11 protein-coding genes are annotated in these 16,407 nt (G+C 57.5%); 5 read left to right on the top strand and 6 right to left on the bottom strand.

Going from position 1 to position 16,407, the window contains the following annotated elements:
* The first annotated feature begins 191 nt into the window (after positions 1–191).
* Positions 192–716, top strand: a complete 525-nt coding sequence (locus tag J3U87_RS30605; protein WP_237379599.1) for a hypothetical protein — start codon at positions 192–194, stop codon at positions 714–716.
* A 645-nt stretch (positions 717–1,361) separates the two neighbouring features.
* Positions 1,362–3,056 carry an FAD-dependent thymidylate synthase gene (locus tag J3U87_RS30600; protein WP_237379598.1) on the top strand — a complete coding sequence of 565 codons (1,695 nt, stop codon included), beginning with the start codon at positions 1,362–1,364 and terminating at the stop codon, positions 3,054–3,056.
* A 137-nt stretch (positions 3,057–3,193) separates the two neighbouring features.
* On the opposite strand, the gene J3U87_RS30595 is transcribed toward J3U87_RS30600, so the two are convergent.
* Positions 3,194–4,348, bottom strand: a complete 1,155-nt coding sequence (locus J3U87_RS30595; protein WP_237379597.1) for an aminotransferase class V-fold PLP-dependent enzyme — start codon at positions 4,346–4,348, stop codon at positions 3,194–3,196.
* Positions 4,349–5,050: 702 nt separating this feature from the next.
* Here J3U87_RS30595 and J3U87_RS30590 point away from each other — a divergent pair.
* Both J3U87_RS30590 and J3U87_RS30585 read left to right on the top strand, forming a co-directional pair.
* Entirely contained in the window at positions 5,051–9,790 is a 4,740-nt protein-coding gene (locus tag J3U87_RS30590) for a two-component regulator propeller domain-containing protein (RefSeq protein ID WP_237379596.1), read from the top strand.
* Positions 9,791–10,011: 221 nt separating this feature from the next.
* A complete protein-coding gene (locus J3U87_RS30585; RefSeq protein WP_237379595.1) occupies positions 10,012–10,278 on the top strand; it encodes a hypothetical protein in 267 nt (88 codons plus the stop codon).
* Positions 10,279–10,558: 280 nt separating this feature from the next.
* Here J3U87_RS30585 and J3U87_RS30580 read toward each other — a convergent pair whose 3' ends face one another.
* Entirely contained in the window at positions 10,559–10,804 is a 246-nt protein-coding gene (locus J3U87_RS30580; protein WP_237379594.1) for a hypothetical protein, read from the bottom strand.
* 755 nt (positions 10,805–11,559) lie between these two features.
* On the opposite strand from J3U87_RS30580, the gene J3U87_RS30575 reads away from it, so the two are divergent.
* Positions 11,560–12,594 carry a tetratricopeptide repeat protein gene (locus tag J3U87_RS30575; RefSeq protein ID WP_237379593.1) on the top strand — a complete coding sequence of 345 codons (1,035 nt, stop codon included), beginning with the start codon at positions 11,560–11,562 and terminating at the stop codon, positions 12,592–12,594.
* A 248-nt stretch (positions 12,595–12,842) separates the two neighbouring features.
* Here J3U87_RS30575 and J3U87_RS30570 read toward each other — a convergent pair whose 3' ends face one another.
* The 4 genes from J3U87_RS30570 to J3U87_RS30555 form a co-directional block, all read right to left on the bottom strand.
* The gene (locus tag J3U87_RS30570) at positions 12,843–14,105 is read right to left on the bottom strand and encodes a patatin-like phospholipase family protein (protein ID WP_237379592.1); all 1,263 of its coding nucleotides are present in this window, start codon (positions 14,103–14,105) and stop codon (positions 12,843–12,845) included.
* Between the two features lie 201 nt (positions 14,106–14,306).
* Complete coding sequence (locus J3U87_RS30565) at positions 14,307–14,714, bottom strand: phasin family protein (RefSeq protein WP_237379591.1); 408 nt, start codon at positions 14,712–14,714, stop codon at positions 14,307–14,309.
* 174 nt (positions 14,715–14,888) lie between these two features.
* Positions 14,889–15,239: a phasin family protein gene (locus J3U87_RS30560; protein ID WP_237379590.1), complete on the bottom strand. Its 351-nt coding sequence runs from the start codon at positions 15,237–15,239 to the stop codon at positions 14,889–14,891.
* A 67-nt stretch (positions 15,240–15,306) separates the two neighbouring features.
* Complete coding sequence (locus J3U87_RS30555; protein WP_237379589.1) at positions 15,307–16,035, bottom strand: polyhydroxyalkanoate synthesis regulator DNA-binding domain-containing protein; 729 nt, start codon at positions 16,033–16,035, stop codon at positions 15,307–15,309.
* Between the last annotated feature and the right edge of the window lie 372 nt (positions 16,036–16,407).

Raw genomic sequence — 16,407 nt, 5'->3', positions numbered from 1 at the left:
TAAATGTCAGGAATGAATCTGAGTGAACCCCTGATTTTTCTTGAAAATTGGCTGGAATCGTGAGTAAGATTTGAACTCATTATGAACAAACAGACTTCTCTGTCACGTGGGTGCGGTGAATTCTCCATTTCGAGATTACATCTTTGGGCCGTGACCGATTGAAAATCAAAAGATAAGGAAGGTCTGAATCGATGGTAGAGCGCATCTTTGCGGAAGATGAAATGGAATTGAGCGAAGTGGATCCTCAGTGGGATTCGGATACCCTGCTCAACCAGCGCAGTATTTTTTATTTGAAAGATGTGGTCGGATTGCTGAAGCTCGATCCCTTGAAAGTCAAACGCCGCGCCGGGGATCTGTTGAAGCGGGAGGAAAACCCCTGGCATGTGATGGGGGTCCGCAAGATGTGGACCCATTGGGTCGTCCGCATGGCCGTGTTCGCGCCCTACTACCGCCAACACTTCAAGTCGAAGATTGTCGCCGTCGATCCCGCCTGGAACGGAAACCTGCTTTTGCAGCAGCGCGGCCTGTTTTTACTGACCGCCGTGTGTAAGCTGATTCCTTTTTCACCCCACCAACTGCGCTACCGCGCCAAAAAGAATCCCGATGCCAAAACCGAATACGGCATTTGGAAAGACCCCGATCTCAACGCATTCGTGGTCGATATGGAAATCTTCTCCGGTTGGGTCCGGACCCTTTGGAACGGGGACTTCAACTAGGGGTCATTCAAAAACGGAATCCTAGGATTTGCCGAAACGGTGGGGCCGGACGCGATAGCGGGTTTTGGACGCCGTGCCAGGCGCTGCGGATGATCGGTTGGCGTCCAAGCCCGATGGCCGAGTCCACCCTTTATGGGAGGCTCGGTCGGTTCGGGGAATGCCCTTTCGACAGGTGCTCCAGGTGGGCTACGGTCGGTGTTCCCGGGTTCGGTCCTCCGGGCTCGGTGGCTGCGGCGGTGCCCCGCCGAGGGGGCTGGGAACGACGCCGCGGAGTGGAACGTTCGGACCGTTCGGCACCTTCGCCCAAGGTGCGCCCGACCGGAATCGTCGGCCGCCAAAGATTGTCCTTTTCCCGTGGCGGTTGAGTGGTATGCTTGGCGGGATTCCGCCACCGGCCGTGCCCTCGCATTCGTTTTTCGTGAGGAACGGGGCCCTTGGCGGGATGAACCCGAACGGCGTGATCCGCGCTCGGACGTCCTGGAACGACATTTGGGGCACAACGGTTCGAAGCTCATTTCCTTTCCCTGGGAGGGGTGGGCCTTTGCCTGCTGCGACGCCGTTGACCCGCTTTCTCCGGGTGCGATTGTCGAGATTCGTTCGGGCTCAGATCCTTCTGATGGTGGAGCGGTGGTTTTGGAATCTAGCGTGTCCGGTAAAGGCGGTGACGTGCGCGAGTTGCTGGCGCAGTACGTCACCAATTTGGAAGACGATGTATTTGCCATTCAAAATCTTCAGGGCGTCGTGGGTGCGGTCATGGCTCGGTACAGTCGAGCCGAAACCGGATTGCGCGAAACGCTGCTGCGAGAATTCGTCAAAGAAGACAAACTGAAACTGGCCAAGGCCTACAAATTGATCGAGCGGGTTCTGATCGCCTACGGCGACGACTCGGTGGGCGAACTGGAAGGCGCGCACCTCTCGTTCGAGAACATTTCGATGCTGGCCACCAAGGTAATCGAGCACCGACGCATCGGCGGCTCGCCGATCGAGCAATCGACCCGCTACGTTCGCTACGACTTCAAGGATCCCGAACGGGGCTATCATTATTATTGTCCGGAATCCCTGAAAGACACACCCGGCGAAGCGGTGTTCCGCGACCGCATGGACCGCATGTTCGCCAATTACGGGCGCATGTGGCAGCCGCTCAACCAGTGGTTGGAGCGGCACAAGCCGGTCGAAGAGGCCGTGTACGATTTGGGTGACATGGGCAGCACCTACGCCGACATGGCCGACGACAAGGCGCGCAAGGTGTTCGAGCGCACCTATCGCAACGATTTGAAAACCAAGGCCTGCGACATTCTGCGCAGCTTCCTGCCATTGGCCACCAGGGCCAATGTGGGCCTGTTCGGTAACGGCCGGTTTTTCCAACATCTGATTTCGAAGATGATGACCGCTCCGCTGGCCGAGGCCAGTCATTTGGGGCGCCGCGCCTTCGAGGAACTGACCAAGGTGATTCCGCACTACGTGAAGCGCGCGCGCTTGCTTGACTACACCGCCGCCAACGAGCGTCAGATGCGACGGCTGGTTCCGCGCCTGGTTCCCGAGCTGTGCCGGTCGGGACGCGATTCGGGGATTCAGTTGCTGCGTCCCGATTTCGAAAACATGGCGGGTGCACTCGCCGGCGACGGACCCGTCTCGGCGCAACGGCTGTCCGAGGTTTGGGCCGACGAAGAGGAGTGTGGTTTCCTGGCTTCCCTGCTGTTCACCTACGTTCGGGCACCGTTCGAGGTGATTCGTCAACGGGTGCGACGCATGTCACGCGAACAACGCCTGGAAATCTACGACACCTACTATGGCGAGCGGGTCACCCGACGCGACCGCCCCGAACGCGGCATCGAGTTCGGTTACCCCTACACCTTCGATCTCGTGACCGAATGGGCGGTCTACAAGGACTTGATGCGTCACCGGATGGGCTCCATCCAGTTCCAGGCCCTGGTGCCGGACATGGGATTCCACATGCCGGGCGAGTTGGAAGAGGCCGGTTTGGGGGACATTGCCCGCGAGACGGTGGCGCTTGCCGAAGAACTTTTCGCCTACCTGGATGCGCATCACCCCACCGAGCGCGAGTACGCCTTCCTTCAAGGCCACAAAATGCGGTGGTTGTTGGGCATGAACGATCGCGCGCTCATGCACATGCTCGAATTGCGCACCACGCCTCAAGGCCATCCCAACTATCGGCGTACATCCCAAAAGATGCACGATCTCGCCGTGTCGCTGTATCCGGATCGGGCGCGCCGCATGAATTTCGTGAACCACGATCCCGTATTCTGGTCGCGCAGTGACTCCGAGGCACGGCAGCGCTTGAAGGAACAGGCGCTCGAAGGCGACGAAACGGCTTCCTGACACCTGGGGTTCACCCGGAACGGGGAATGCTCGAGCCTCCGTTCCGGGTGATTCGGGTGATCGCGGTGTCGAAATTTAGGTTACGGCGCGCGGCGATGTTTGCGGATACCGGGCGTCGGTGCGGCACCCCGCAGTGTTCATCCCAGGCAGCTTGCGGCGGTTTCCAGAAAGCGCCGCCGGTCCTCCGCATCGTTGTACAGATGGGGCGCCACGCGGATGGCGTTGCCGCGCACGCTCACCACGATCTGCCGTTCCTGGAAGGCCCTGACGAGTTCTACCGGAATGCCCTCGGGGTGGCGCAGGCCCATGAGATGCGGCGCCGCGTATTTGTCGGGAAGGGTTTCGAATCCCAAGGAGCGGGCACCCTCGCGCAACTCGCGATTGTAGGCTCCGAGGGCTTGGCCGATGTTGGCGACGCCCCAGGACATGATTTGGCGAAACGCCGCGATCGCCATCGGTAGGAGAATGAATTTGCTGCGTTGGCCGACGTCGTAGCGAAGGGCGCCGGGTTCCAATTCGTCGCGGTAGTTCACCAACTCCGCAAAATTGCGGCTGTCCTTGCGGGTCATCCAGTTGGGGTCCAGTTGGGGACCATCCTGGTATCGCGGATCCGCGTAGAGATAGGCCGTGCTGTAGGGTCCCAACAGCCATTTATAGCCGGCAGCCACCAAGAAGGCCGGTCGAATTCGATCGAGGTTCAGGGGCATCGCGCCCAGTGATTGAGTCACGTCCAGAACCAGGGGAATGCCCAGCTCGCGGCATCTGTCGGACACCAGTTCCAGGTCCACCAGGCTGCCGTCGGTCCAGTGGCAGTGAGGCATGGACGCGACGGCCACCCGTTCGTCCAGGTGGTCCAGGATGGCGCGGGTCCAATCGCCGTTTTGGGGGCGAGGGACGTGGACGATGTGGGCCCCGGTCCGTTTGACCGCCTCTCGCCACGGATAGACGTTGGAAGGAAACTGTTCGTCCAGCAGGAGGATGCGACGTCCTTGGCCGGGTTCGATGACCTGTGCCGCCACATTGATGCCGTAACTCACCGAGGGAATCAGGGCCACGTTCCGGGATTCGGTGCCGATCAGGGAAGCGAACAGGCCGCGCACCACCTCCGAATCTTCGTAGAAGTCGTCGGGTTTGATGGTCCAGGGCCGGGCTTCCCGATTCAGGGCCGCGATGCCCGCTTCGTGGACCGGGTGACACATGGGCGAGAGGTAGGCGCAGTTGTAGTAGGTAATGTCTTGGGGAATGTCGAAATAGGTTCGATCACATGAAAGGGGCGAAGAGGGCTGGGTCATGGATGGCTCCTGGGAGAGAACGCGATGATACCGGGACCGGTGCGATGCGAGAAAATAGCATCATAACGCGAATGGCGAGGTTGCGTGCAATGTGGGATGGTTGATTGCCGAGGGAATTGTCGAGCATGCTTTTTTCAGAATAGATTGAAGGATCCGCGCAGTAAATAGACCCTTGGTTCTCTGAAAAATTTTGTAGAATGGGAGAATACCATTGGTCTGATTGTCCAATTGGAACAGGTTCGCCACCGAACTCGCGTGGTCGGATGTGTGACCGGGCTGATGGAACCGGGTCGAGCCGGGGTCGTGCCTTGCGGGGTAAACGCCGGTTGAGCAGAGATTCATTCATCTGTGTGCGATCTTCTCGAGACCTAGGTTTCTTGTGGCTGGCTCCGCCGCCATATCGATGGGCGTCGGCACTTGGAACGGTCACGCCACACCGGGTCGAGCCCGCGGCCGCGCGTTGCGGTGCGACGGCCGTACATCGGGTGGCCAGACCCCGTGGTTGATTTGTACCCAAAGGGTGCGGTTCGGGCGGAGGCGATTCGTCCGGACCCGTGTGACTGGGTTCTACACTGGTGCAGAGAGCGTGATGTTGTGGGCATGGCCTCAGTTTCCGGATCGATAGGGGAGAGGCACCGTGGGATGCTCGAACATCCCGCGGCGACGATGCCACGCCCGGGCCAGGTGGCTCCTTTCTTTCGCATGGGCCTCTCATCCGCACTTTGTGTTCTGTGGGCGCTGTTGTCGACCTGCGGCATATCGATGCTGCACGCCTCGAACCCCGCGTTGCACTTCTCCCACCTGAACGTCGAGGACGGCTTGTCCAACAGCTCCGTGCACACGGTGTTGCAGGATCGCTGGGGTTTTCTCTGGATCGGCACCGAGGATGGCCTCAACCGATTCGACGGGAACGAAATGCGCGTCTACAAATACGATCCCGGCGATGCCGATTCGCTTTCCGACAGTTACGTCCACGCGCTTTTCGAGGATAAGGACGGTCAGCTCTGGATCGGGACCTTTGGCGGGGGTCTGTGCCGTTACGAACCGCAAACCGATTCCTTCGTCCGCTTTCAATTCGATCCCGACGACCCGAACAGCCTTTCCAACAATTACGTGACCCACATCGCCGCCGATCGGGAGGGCAACCTGTGGATCGGGACCATGGGCGGCGGTATCAGTCTCCTGATGCGCGGCGGCGAGAGCTTCCTGAACATTCGCTACGAAAAGCAAAAAGACCGCGGCTTGTTCAGCAACGAGATTTGGACGCTTCTGTTCGATCGACGCGGTCACCTTTGGGTGGGCACCTACGACGGCATCGGCCTGTTGCCCCACGCTTCCTTGGCCAAGGTTCGCGCCGGCAACGCCCATTTCCATCAGTTCGGCGAAGGCCCGGGATTGCTCAGCGACAAACGGGTTCGTGCGCTTTTGGAGGATCGTGACGGCGTCATTTGGGTCGGTACCTTCGAAGGTGGGCTCAATCGCGTGGCCTTTCGAGTCGAAGATCAAACTGCGCCGGTCCTCGACATTCGCGCCTATCGAAAGTCCGATCGCGTCTTTTCCATCCAGCACGAGGATGTGCGGGCCCTGTTACAGGATCGCGACGGCAATATCTGGGTGGGGACGGATGGCGGCGGCCTGCACCTGTTCCATACCGGCCGCGAGCGTTTCTACCATTACCGCTATCACCGCGAAAATCCCACCTCGATCGGCTCCAATCGAATCCTGTCGCTGTACCAGGACGCTTCCGACCTGATTTGGATCGGCACTTCCGCCGGCGGTATCAGTCGCCTCGATCTAAAGAAAAGCCAATTCAAACATTGGCGCCAGGGTCGTGAGGGTTCGCCCGGATTGAGCGACGATTTCGTCAAGGCCGTGTACCAGGATTCCAAGGGCTATTTGTGGGTCGGCACCACCCAGGGTTTGAATCGCATTCCGGTGGGTGGCGATCCCGTGAGCTCGGTCGACCTGGAGACGTCGGAACTTGTCGTCTACAAACACCGGCCGGGTGGAGACAAGGGGCTGGGCCATAACTTCGTTCGGGCCATCGTCGAGGACAAGGACGGGTACCTGTGGGCCGGAACCTGGGGGGGCGGACTGACGCGAATCGAAACCGAATCGGGTCAAACCCTTTGGTTCAAGAGTCAGGCGACGGATGCCAGCACCTTGAGCAACAATTTCGTGCGATCCCTCTTCGTCGATTTCGAAGATAACCTGTGGGTGGGGACCTCCAACGGGCTCAACCGCTACGATTCGGTCGACGAACGCTTCACGCGCTATCGCTTCGACGAAGCCGACCTGGCCAATTTCGGCTCGAACCGCATTTCCAGCATGTATCAGGATCGTCGCGGAACCTTGTGGTTGGGCAGCGATGGCGGGCTCATTCTGTTCGATCCCCAGTCCGGCCGCCATCATACCTACCGCCACGATCCCCACGATCCCACCTCGCTGAGCAACAATCGCGTGCGCGCCGTGGCCAGCCTGGGGAACGAGGTCCTGTGGGTGGGAACCGCGGGCGGCGGGCTCAACCGGCTCGATCTGGAAAACGGCACCTATCGCCATTTCAGCGAACACGACGGGTTGCCCAACGACATTGTCTGCGGGCTTTTGTTTCAGGGGGCGGATTACCTGTGGATCAGTACCAATCAGGGATTGTCCCGGTTCGACATCCTCAACGAGTCGTTCACCAACTTTACGACCAAAGAGGGGCTTCACCACAACGAATACAATACCGGCGCTTTTTTCAAGAACCACCTGGGCGAGATGTTTTATGGCGGGGTCGAGGGTTTGACCTTTTTTCATCCCGGGCGGCTGAAGCTGAACACCCACGTCCCCAACGTGGCGATCACCAAGTTTCTTTTGGGCGGCAAGCCCCTGTCCGTCCCGCTCCATCCTTCCGAGCGCAGGGAGTTGGTGTTGCCCCATTCGCGCAATGCCTTCACTTTCGAGTTCGCCGTCTTGGATTTCACCGACCCGGAAAAGAATAAATACGCCTTCAAAATGGAGGGTTTCGAGGAGGAATGGAACTATCAGGGATCCATTCGGCGCATCAACTACACCAACATCGATCCGGGGACATACGTGTTTCGCGTCAAGGGCGCCAACAACAACGGCGTTTGGAACGAAGTGGGTACCTCCTGGTCGCTCGTCATCGTTCCGCCCTGGTGGCGAACGCGATTGGCCTTCTTTCTGTATTTCATTCTCATGGGCACGGCTCTCTTCGGGCTCTTCCACCTCTACAACCTCAGACGGGAACGTTCCCACCGCCAGGCCTTGGAATTGGCGGCTCGCGATTTGGAACGGGAACACGGTGTTGCCGAGCGGCTGCGTCACGTGGATCGCCTCAAGGACGAATTTTTGGCCAATACGTCCCACGAGTTGCGCACGCCGCTGAATGGGATCATGGGGATCGTCGAGTCCCTGATCGACGGCGTGACCGGCGAATTGCCCCCCAAGACCGTGGCCAATCTTTCCATGGTTCTGGGCAGTGCCAAGCGCCTGTCCAATTTGGTCAACGATATCCTGGATTACTCCAAACTCAAGGAACGCACCATCGAACTGGACCTGAAACCGGTGGACATGCACTCGCTCGTGGATGTGGTGCTGCTGCTCAGCAAACCCATGGCCCAGAAAAAGGGGTTGCGATTGATCAATGCCATCGAGGTGGACCTCGTGCCGGTCGCCGGGGACGAGAACCGGCTCCAGCAGATCCTGCACAACCTCGTCGGCAACGCCATCAAGTTTACCGATCGCGGCTGTGTGACGGTGTCGGCCCAGGTGAGCGGTGCGTGGCTTTTGGTGAGTGTCGCCGATACCGGAATCGGCATCCCTTCCGATCGGCAGCGCGGCATATTCAGTTCGTTCGAACAGGTGCACGGTTCGATGGAGCGACTTCACGGTGGAACCGGCCTGGGATTGGCGATCACCAAGCAGTTGGTGGAACTGCACAAGGGCCGCATTTGGGTGGAGAGCGAAGCGGGCAAGGGCGCCACGTTTCGGTTCACGGTTCCCCTCTCTAAAGAGAAAAAGGTCGAGATGGAGGAGATCGAAGCCCAACTGGCCGATCTCAAACACCTTCAGGCCGGCGATCACGAGGGAGAAGTCATCGCCGAGTACACGCGGACCGGTGTCCAGTTGGAAAAGGCGGAAGACGACTACACGATCCTGATCGTCGACGACGAGCCGGTCAACCTCCAGGTGTTGGTCAACCTGCTTTCCCTCAATCAGTACCGAATCGTTCAGGCCTCTTCCGGCGAGCAGGCCCTGGCGGTGGTGAACCAAAAGAACGTACCGGTCGATCTGGTGATCCTGGATGTCATGATGCCCAAAATGTCGGGCTACCAGGTCTGCCGCGAATTGCGCCACCAATACGACCATCACGAGTTGCCGGTGATCCTGTTGACGGCTCGAGGTCAGGTGGACGACATGGCCATCGGGTTCGAGGCCGGTGCCAACGATTTCATCACCAAACCCGTGACCAAGGAAGAGTTGATCCCCCGTATTCAGACCCAACTCCGATTCCACGATTTTCGGCGCGATCTCGCTTCGGCCAGGCAGGCGGTCGAGGCGGGCGCCTTCGCCGAGGAGAACGCCAAGTTCGCCACCTCGATTCTCCACAATATCGGCAACGTATTGAACAGTCTCAAAGTGTCCGCGCAACAGACGCTGCACAAACTCGAATATTCCAAGGTCCATCGCCTCGAACAGGCGGGCAACATGTTGAAGGAGCACGAGCACGATTGGGCCCGCTGGATGGCCGAGGATCCCAAGGGCAAATTGTTGCCCGCCTACTTCATGAAGATCGGCAGTATTTTGAGTCAGGAAAACGCGTTTCTCAGCAAACAGTTGGAAGACATGAACAAGAAAACCGATCTCATGCAGGACATCATCGAAATGCAGCAGCGCCACGCCAAGCAAAGTACCGAGAAGTCCGATCGATTCGATTTGGTGGCGCTCGTCTTCGAATGTTGCCGGATTATGGAGGAGTCCTTCAAACGCCGAAATATCGATGTCCGAATTCCTTTTGACCGCGAATGGTCGGTCATGGTCGAAGCTCAGCGCATTCACTCCATCCAGATCATCATGAATGTCCTCAAAAACGCGGTCGAAGCCATGGAGGAAACCCCGGAGGATCGTCGCCGGCTCGAACTCGAACTGATCACGGCCCCTGAGACGAACCCCGTGTTGACGATTCGAGACCATGGTGTCGGGATTTCCGAACAGGGTTTGAAACGCGTGTTCTCCCATGGCTATACCACCAAGCGCACTGGCCACGGATTCGGGCTCCATTACTGTCTGGACGTCATGCGCCAGATGGGTGGCGATATTTCCGTGGAAAGCGAAGGGGAGGGCAAAGGTGCGCTGTTCCGGTTGGAATTCGCCGGATCGGGATCGGAGCGGGCCCATTCGGTGCCGGTCAGCGATTCGGTCGGGGAAAACGAGTGATTCCGGCCCGTTTCGAAGTACAGATTTCAAACGCCTACGAGGAAAGCGGAATTTACATTCGATCGCTCGTTTTCCACAGGGGGCCTTCTACCTGTGGAAAACTAAGATAAATCTCCTAAATTCAGCATTTTTTTCTTGGCAAGGTGCGGATAAAACGTTATAGTGCCTGTAACTGTTCTTAAAAAAATTAATCCATTCTCTTTTGATGGTTTGGAGGGAAAATGCGGTTCAAGTTTTTTCCTGGCTCCGAACTGAGTCCACCGTTCTTGTTAGGAGGGATCGTTGATTTAGATAAACCACAACATCTTGTGGCTAATCTTTTCCTGACCGACGAGAACGAGGTCCAGTTAAAGCCGATCGGAGAACTCCCGGAACAACAACTCAACGAACTGGAGGCCTTCGCGAAAGACTTACCTCTTCATGAATATAAACGCGTGGCCATCGACGACATCATGCACTATACCTCGCGGCGCCGGGCCATGTGCTGACATCGGCCGAAAAACCCAACACCCCATCCAGATATCACAACCGAAAAAAACAGTGCCGGCCCTGATGCCGGCTGGTGTTGTTATGTCTATGTTTCTATATAGACTACGATATCTTGTGGCGTATTTGCATACTACCACAAGTGTGGTGTGGGGGCCAGTGATTTGTGAGGTGCGGATGCCTGTTTGTGAGTCCCGGTAAAAACAAGAAGACACAAAAAAACCGCCAGAATACCGGCGGTTTTTTTGTGTCTTTAGCGATGTGATGGTGTTGGGGAGTGAATCAGGCCGTGAGGACCTTGATTTCTCTGACGAGAAGCGAAACGGCATCGCGATAGCAGTGTGGGCATACGCCGTGGCTGATGCGTGCGAATTGTTTCAGTTCCACTTCCGGACTGGTGTGGTCCCAGTTGTTGCGATTCGAGCGAACGGCATCGCAATACATGCAAACCGTAACCAGTTCCGCATCGCCGGAGAAAGCTTCTTTTCTCTGGGGAGCGTGCGTTTTTTTCAAGCCTTTTTCACACATATTCAAACTCCAGGAGACAACCGCTGGTGATGAGTTAAGCAAATGGCGTTCCAGTTGTGGAGAGCGAGGCCGGCATGCATTTATTACTGCGGAATGTGCCGATTCGCTCCTGGAAGCGTCCGTGGGGCGCTCACTCGATGGACAACGATCGCGAGGGATAAGGACAGGCCGCGACTTTTTGTGACAAAAGTCAAAGACCTTGGAAATCCATGGGATATTGAGAAGGGGATACCTGTTATTCAGGTTTCGGTCCTTGTGTTCGAGATTCCGAATGACCGGAAATCGCCAAACACAAAACAACCTCACGTTCTATAAGTGCGTTCCGTCTTCGATTCCGATACAAAAATCTAGGGATCTTTCGGAATCAAAGATGGGTCAAATCACCCACCTCACAAGCGCGACAGCGGGGGGCTGTCCGGGTTTGGTGAAGCCCGTCGTTTCTTCGGTGGTTAAATTTGATCTCAATGGTTATAGCGAAAAAAAATGAAGAGAAGTGCCATGAAAAAGTGGTATTTTTTACCTATACCGGACTATGACGAGGCGTATTGCGTCGAATGCTCGCCGCGGGAGATCGCTTCTTCGGTGGTCTCCGATTCCGTGGGTGGTGATGTGCCCCCGATGGAGAAGGGGCCTGGCCGAGAACCGTGCCTTCTGCCGGGTTTCGGTACTCGCAGCGGAGTCGGGTCGACATCCGCATCGCCTCGACCGAGATCTGGTAGAAACCCCGAACCATGAACGTGGAATGAGGTGCTGCCATGAAGGAAGGGATTACCTTCAAGTTCAAGTTTTTGGACGACGACGGGAATGAAGCCAGTTTTCTGAGCAAAAAGGGGTATTTCGACGGCAACGAGCTGACCCTCGACGAAGCGACCCTACCTGTCGAAACGATTTTGAGAGTGGATCGGCGTTTCGACAATTTGATCTTGCAACTGCTCCAGGAAGATGGGGAAACCGGGTTCGTGGCCCTGGCCATCAAGAAAGGTCCCATTCGCGAGCTTTCCATCGCGATCAACGGGGTTTCTTCGGCACGGTGGGCCAAACTCAGGAAGCAGGCCCTGGCGGAAGAGGGCAAGGGTGAATCGTTCAAGGTCACGCGCTGCCCCGACTGCAAGGCCACCGTGGATTTGACCCACATGCCCCAATCCCCGCAGGTCTATTGCACCTATTGTGAAACGATTCACACCCTTGGCCAGGCCCGACCACAGGGAGAGGAGAACCTGCGTCTGTGCGACGAGTGCGGCTTTTACGCGGTTCCCAGTTACTTCACCGTGTTCTACTTCTACTTTTTGCTGGTCATCTACGGTTGGAACTACGGCAAGCGCTACATGTGTCATTCGTGTATGCGCGGCAACGCCTGGAAAATGCTTTTTCTCAACTTGCCGTTCCTCTTGGGGGTTCCCAACGCCCTGTACCAATTGTTCCGCATCTATACCGGTGGTGACCGCCAAGGTCGGATATTCGCGGGATTGGACAAGGCCAACCACTTCGCGAAGACCAAAAAGCTCGATATGGCCGCCGATTATTACGACAGCATCCTGCGCCGCATCAACTACGGTGGTGGGGTTCATTACTCGCGGGGGTTGGGCCATTTCAACGCCGGTCAGTTCGAGGATGCGGTCGCCCACCTGCGCAAGGCACTCGCCGATTGTGGCAACTATTTTCCGGCCTACCATCTGCTGATCGCGACTTATGAAGAGATGGGCAATGTACAGGCCGTCGCCGAATTACAGAAGACCTATCATGCGGTGGAAGCGTCGGAAGAGAGCGTCATTCCGGGAGAGCACGACTGAGACCGGGTCGCTTGGTTGCGAAAGGGTCGCGCAAAAAAAATGGCCGCCGGTGGGGGCCGGCGGCCAAAGGGTCCTGTTTCCAAAGGACGCGAAAGCGGTGAAAAAAGGCCGCCGGGGAAGGGACCGGCGGCCAAAGGGTCCTGTTTCCAAAGGACGCAGAATCTTCGAAAAAATGCCGCCGGGTGGGGGACCCGGCGGCAAAGGGGTCCTGTTTCCAAAGGACGCGAAAATGTTGGGATGCGATGCCGTCAGCCGACTTCCTGGGGCTCGGGCTCCGGCTCGTGGTCGTTGCCCTTTTCCTTTCTTTTCTCCAGTACGGCTTCCAGTCGTTCGAGGGCGTCGCTCAGATTGCTGGTGACGGGGCCCTTTTTGCGGTAGGGCGTGGCGTCCACGCTTTTCCAAATGTCGGGGTCTTCCCGGAAAATGACGTCGTGACGAAGGCGCATCCCGTGTTTTTCGAAAACCGGATCCAGCTCCTCGAGCCGGCTCGCGAGATGGCGCATGATCGACCGGTAGGCGTGTTCGGCGACCGCTTTCCGCTTGGAAAAGCTGAAGATGTTGGTGAAGAACATGCGGTAGTCGTGGGGTTCCGGTTCGATGAGGACCAGGTCGGTTCCCTTGTACTGATTGTCGTAGCGCCGGAAGCCGACGCGCATGCGCGAGTGAATCAGGGTTCGGAACGTCTGGGAGAGAACCGTGGGCATGCCGCGGTCGGTCAATTTGCCGCGGCGCATGTAGCCTTCTTCCACGGAGCGGCTCGTGTCCACGGGGACGATGGGGTTCACGCAAAGAGCCAGGTCGAGGTTCTCGTCGAGAATCGTCGAGGCGTGCAGGGTTCGACGCAGCACGCCGTCCACGTAGCTGCGATCCTCGATGACTACCGGCGGGTAGAGACCCGGTAGGGCCGTGCTTGCCTGGACGGCAAGCGAAATGGGGATGTGTGCGTATTCCCCGCGTCCGAAGACCACCGCGTGGCTGGTGTCGAGGTCGGTGGCGATGACGAACAGCTTTTTGCCCAGTTGGCGAAAGTCGTCCGTGCGACCGGGTTTGTTGAACACGCGTTCCAGATATTCGCGAAGTGGTTCGTTGTCAAAGAGCCCGACGGGAATGGCGCGGCCGAGGCGCGTGAAGGAGTTGACCAACCCCTGTTCGTGTTTATTCAGCATGTAGTCGCGAATGGACTCCATCATCAGGCGGGGAAGCATCATGCCGGATTTGACGAACAGACCCAGTGCCGGGGTGAGAAACATGCTCGGATCGAACAGGTGATCGTGAGGATCGATATTGACGACGGCGCGTGCCAGTTGTGCGGACGTCACGTTGTTGGCCAGGCAAGAGGTGACGAACGCGCCTGCGCTGACACCAACGTAAACGTGCAGATCGTTGACGTCGAGCCCTTCGATGGCATCGTCGAGGGCGCGAATGGCTCCGATTTCGTAAACGGCACCTTCCGGGCCGCCTCCTGCCATTGCCAGACCAATTTTCGGACGTTTTTCCTGAATACCCCCCATGGGTCGGGCTCCTTCCTGTCGCGTCGACCTTCGTTACATCTATATATGATTCCGCCGGAACCGGATGGATGAACCGAGGCCTCTACAATTCATCCAGGCGATCCCGGCGGTCGTGGGACAGCCGGTTCACCTTTCGCCAGCGATGTCGATCGATGGGAAATGATGCTAACGCACGTATCGTGCTGGTTGCGTGGAAAGGTCTCAGGCTTTGGTTTCTTCTTCGGTCGCCTCGGGGGCTTTTTCGGCGTTCAATTTGTTGAGGGCGTCCATCAGGGCGTCGACGCGGTTGGTCAGATCCGCGATCTCGTCGCGGGTGGGGACGCCGAAGGTCTGGAAGGCCTGGCCGATGCGTTCGTTGATCAGGGATTCGACTCTTCCCCAAACGTCTTCCACGCGTTCCTTGGCGGAGCCGATTCCGGTCTTCACGGCGTCGACCGGTGCCGCGGTTTGACGGCTTTCGAACTCCTGGCCCTTTTCGATCAAGGTCTTGAAGAGCTTGTTGCCTTCTTCGCCGGCCATGGACATGGCGCCCAATCCGGCCAGCCAGATTTTTTGTGCGGAGTCTTTGACTTCCGATTGCAGATTTTCGGCTCGATCTTTGATACTCATGATACCCCCCTGATACTGTGTAGGCCGTCTTCCGGTGCGAGGTCGGCTCCGAGCAACGTGTTCGTTTTCATTCGCGGCCGGCCGCTCGGTCCGACGAGTTGGCGCGCTTATCTTACCGGTGTAGGAGCCGCGCGCGGTGCGTCGCGGCGTGACGGATGCACGCGCCGTCTGGTCTTAGGCTTGAAGTGCCTGTACTTTTTCGGTCAGTTGTTCCACGGAACGGGTGAGATCCTGGATTTCCTGGCGGGTGGGAATGCCCATGCGGGAGAAGGCGAAAGATACGCCGTCCTGAACGCGGTTGGTGACCTGGTCGCTCAGGTCCTTGACGCGACCGGAAAAGGTCGGGCCTTCGGTTTTTTTCTCGGTGGCGGCTTCCTTGGTGGTGGCGGTGCGACCTTTTTCTACCAGGTTCTCGAAGACCTTGTTGGTTTGTTCTTGAACGGTTGCCGCGACGCCGAGGCCGGCGAGGTAAAAAGTACGACCGGATTTCATGGCCTGGTCGCCCATCGTGTACAGCGTTTTCATGGCTTGTCTCCTTTAACGTGATGGCTGTCGGCAGGGCCTGCCTCGAGCCTGGAATCGTCGAGTGGTCTCAGGAATCGCTGGCCTGAGATTTCGGGGTTTCGGGTTCTTTTTTGCTACGCGATCTTCGACTGGTCGAAGATCCTGACTTGGAAGATCGACGTGTCGACGCACGTTTGGTGGTCGGCTTCGTCTCTTTCGCCTCTTGAGCGGCCTTGGGGCTTTCGCTTTCGGCCGCGGGGGGTTCCTTGGCGGGTTCCTGAGTGGCTTTTGCCGGTTGTTCCGTCTTGGTCGTTTCGACGGGGGCGGGCGTCTCTTCCATCTCTACCCGGGAGTGGGCTTCGGCACTGGAGATGGCCGTTTCCAACTCGTCCAATCTCTGGCGGAGATGATCCATTTCCTCTCTGACTTTGGAAACAGGGACCAAGCGATCGATGGACTTCTTGAAAAAGGTATCCACGCCCGTCTGGATTTTCTTCACACGGTCGGTAACGGCTGAACCGCCGACTCGAATCAAATCATGCAAAAGATCACTCGGCAATGCGGAGCCGCCCTTGCGACCTTCCTCGGAAATGACTTGCGTCAGCGTTTGAACGGTCACATCTTCCGAGGTCGCGTTGTCGACCACCTGGATCACTTCTCCGTCGCGAACCCATTTGGCGATATCTTCCAAGGAAACGTAACGGCTCTCTTTGGTATCGTACAATTTCCGACTGCCATAGCGTTTGATGAGCCGTGTCATCCTGTCCTCCTTAAGATATGCTCTAGCGCATTTGCCGCGTCGCGTCACCGGCGACATCGTTAAGGTACCGCAGTGCGGCAAACGTTGCAAGCATTTTTTTGACACACTGCGTCAAAAGAGTCTGAAACACAATGGTTGCAATATTTTATCGTGAAAAAAGCGGATGCGGGATTCTTTTCTACGCATTGCGGCATTTTATGCCGCTGTCAACCGTAGCCCTTGTCACACCTCTCTTGTGCGCCATGGCCTTCGGGCCTTTGACCCTCGCCGCAGGTGGTCAAAGTACCCGCACCTCGTCCCGCCCCTGTGTTATGATGCCTTCAGTATTTATGGATCACTTGTGATGAACCGGCTGCTTGGGTTCGGCTCTTTTTACGTCTTCGTGACGTCTTCGTTCTTGCCGCACTGCTCCGTGGATCATGGACCCAG

Origin of the sequence: Sulfidibacter corallicola, from assembly GCF_017498545.1 — a bacterium.
Lineage (GTDB): Bacteria > Acidobacteriota > Holophagae > Acanthopleuribacterales > Acanthopleuribacteraceae > Sulfidibacter > Sulfidibacter corallicola.
The sequence above is the reverse complement of the archived record's forward strand: the minus strand, read 5'-3'. Positions and strand labels throughout refer to the sequence as shown.

What these genes read in the sequence shown, in the direction of transcription:
- J3U87_RS30585 (WP_237379595.1), top strand. Translation starts at nt 10,012, where the DNA reads ATGCGGTTCAAGTTTTTTCCTGGCTCCGAACTGAGTCCACCGTTCTTG.
- J3U87_RS30555 (WP_237379589.1), bottom strand. Translation starts at nt 16,035, where the DNA reads ATGTCGCCGGTGACGCGACGCGGCAAATGCGCTAGAGCATATCTTAAG.
- J3U87_RS30560 (WP_237379590.1), bottom strand. Translation starts at nt 15,239, where the DNA reads ATGAAAACGCTGTACACGATGGGCGACCAGGCCATGAAATCCGGTCGT.
- J3U87_RS30595 (WP_237379597.1), bottom strand. Translation starts at nt 4,348, where the DNA reads ATGACCCAGCCCTCTTCGCCCCTTTCATGTGATCGAACCTATTTCGAC.
- J3U87_RS30605 (WP_237379599.1), top strand. Translation starts at nt 192, where the DNA reads ATGGTAGAGCGCATCTTTGCGGAAGATGAAATGGAATTGAGCGAAGTG.
- J3U87_RS30575 (WP_237379593.1), top strand. Translation starts at nt 11,560, where the DNA reads ATGAAGGAAGGGATTACCTTCAAGTTCAAGTTTTTGGACGACGACGGG.
- J3U87_RS30580 (WP_237379594.1), bottom strand. Translation starts at nt 10,804, where the DNA reads ATGTGTGAAAAAGGCTTGAAAAAAACGCACGCTCCCCAGAGAAAAGAA.
- J3U87_RS30570 (WP_237379592.1), bottom strand. Translation starts at nt 14,105, where the DNA reads ATGGGGGGTATTCAGGAAAAACGTCCGAAAATTGGTCTGGCAATGGCA.
- J3U87_RS30590 (WP_237379596.1), top strand. Translation starts at nt 5,051, where the DNA reads ATGGGCCTCTCATCCGCACTTTGTGTTCTGTGGGCGCTGTTGTCGACC.
- J3U87_RS30565 (WP_237379591.1), bottom strand. Translation starts at nt 14,714, where the DNA reads ATGAGTATCAAAGATCGAGCCGAAAATCTGCAATCGGAAGTCAAAGAC.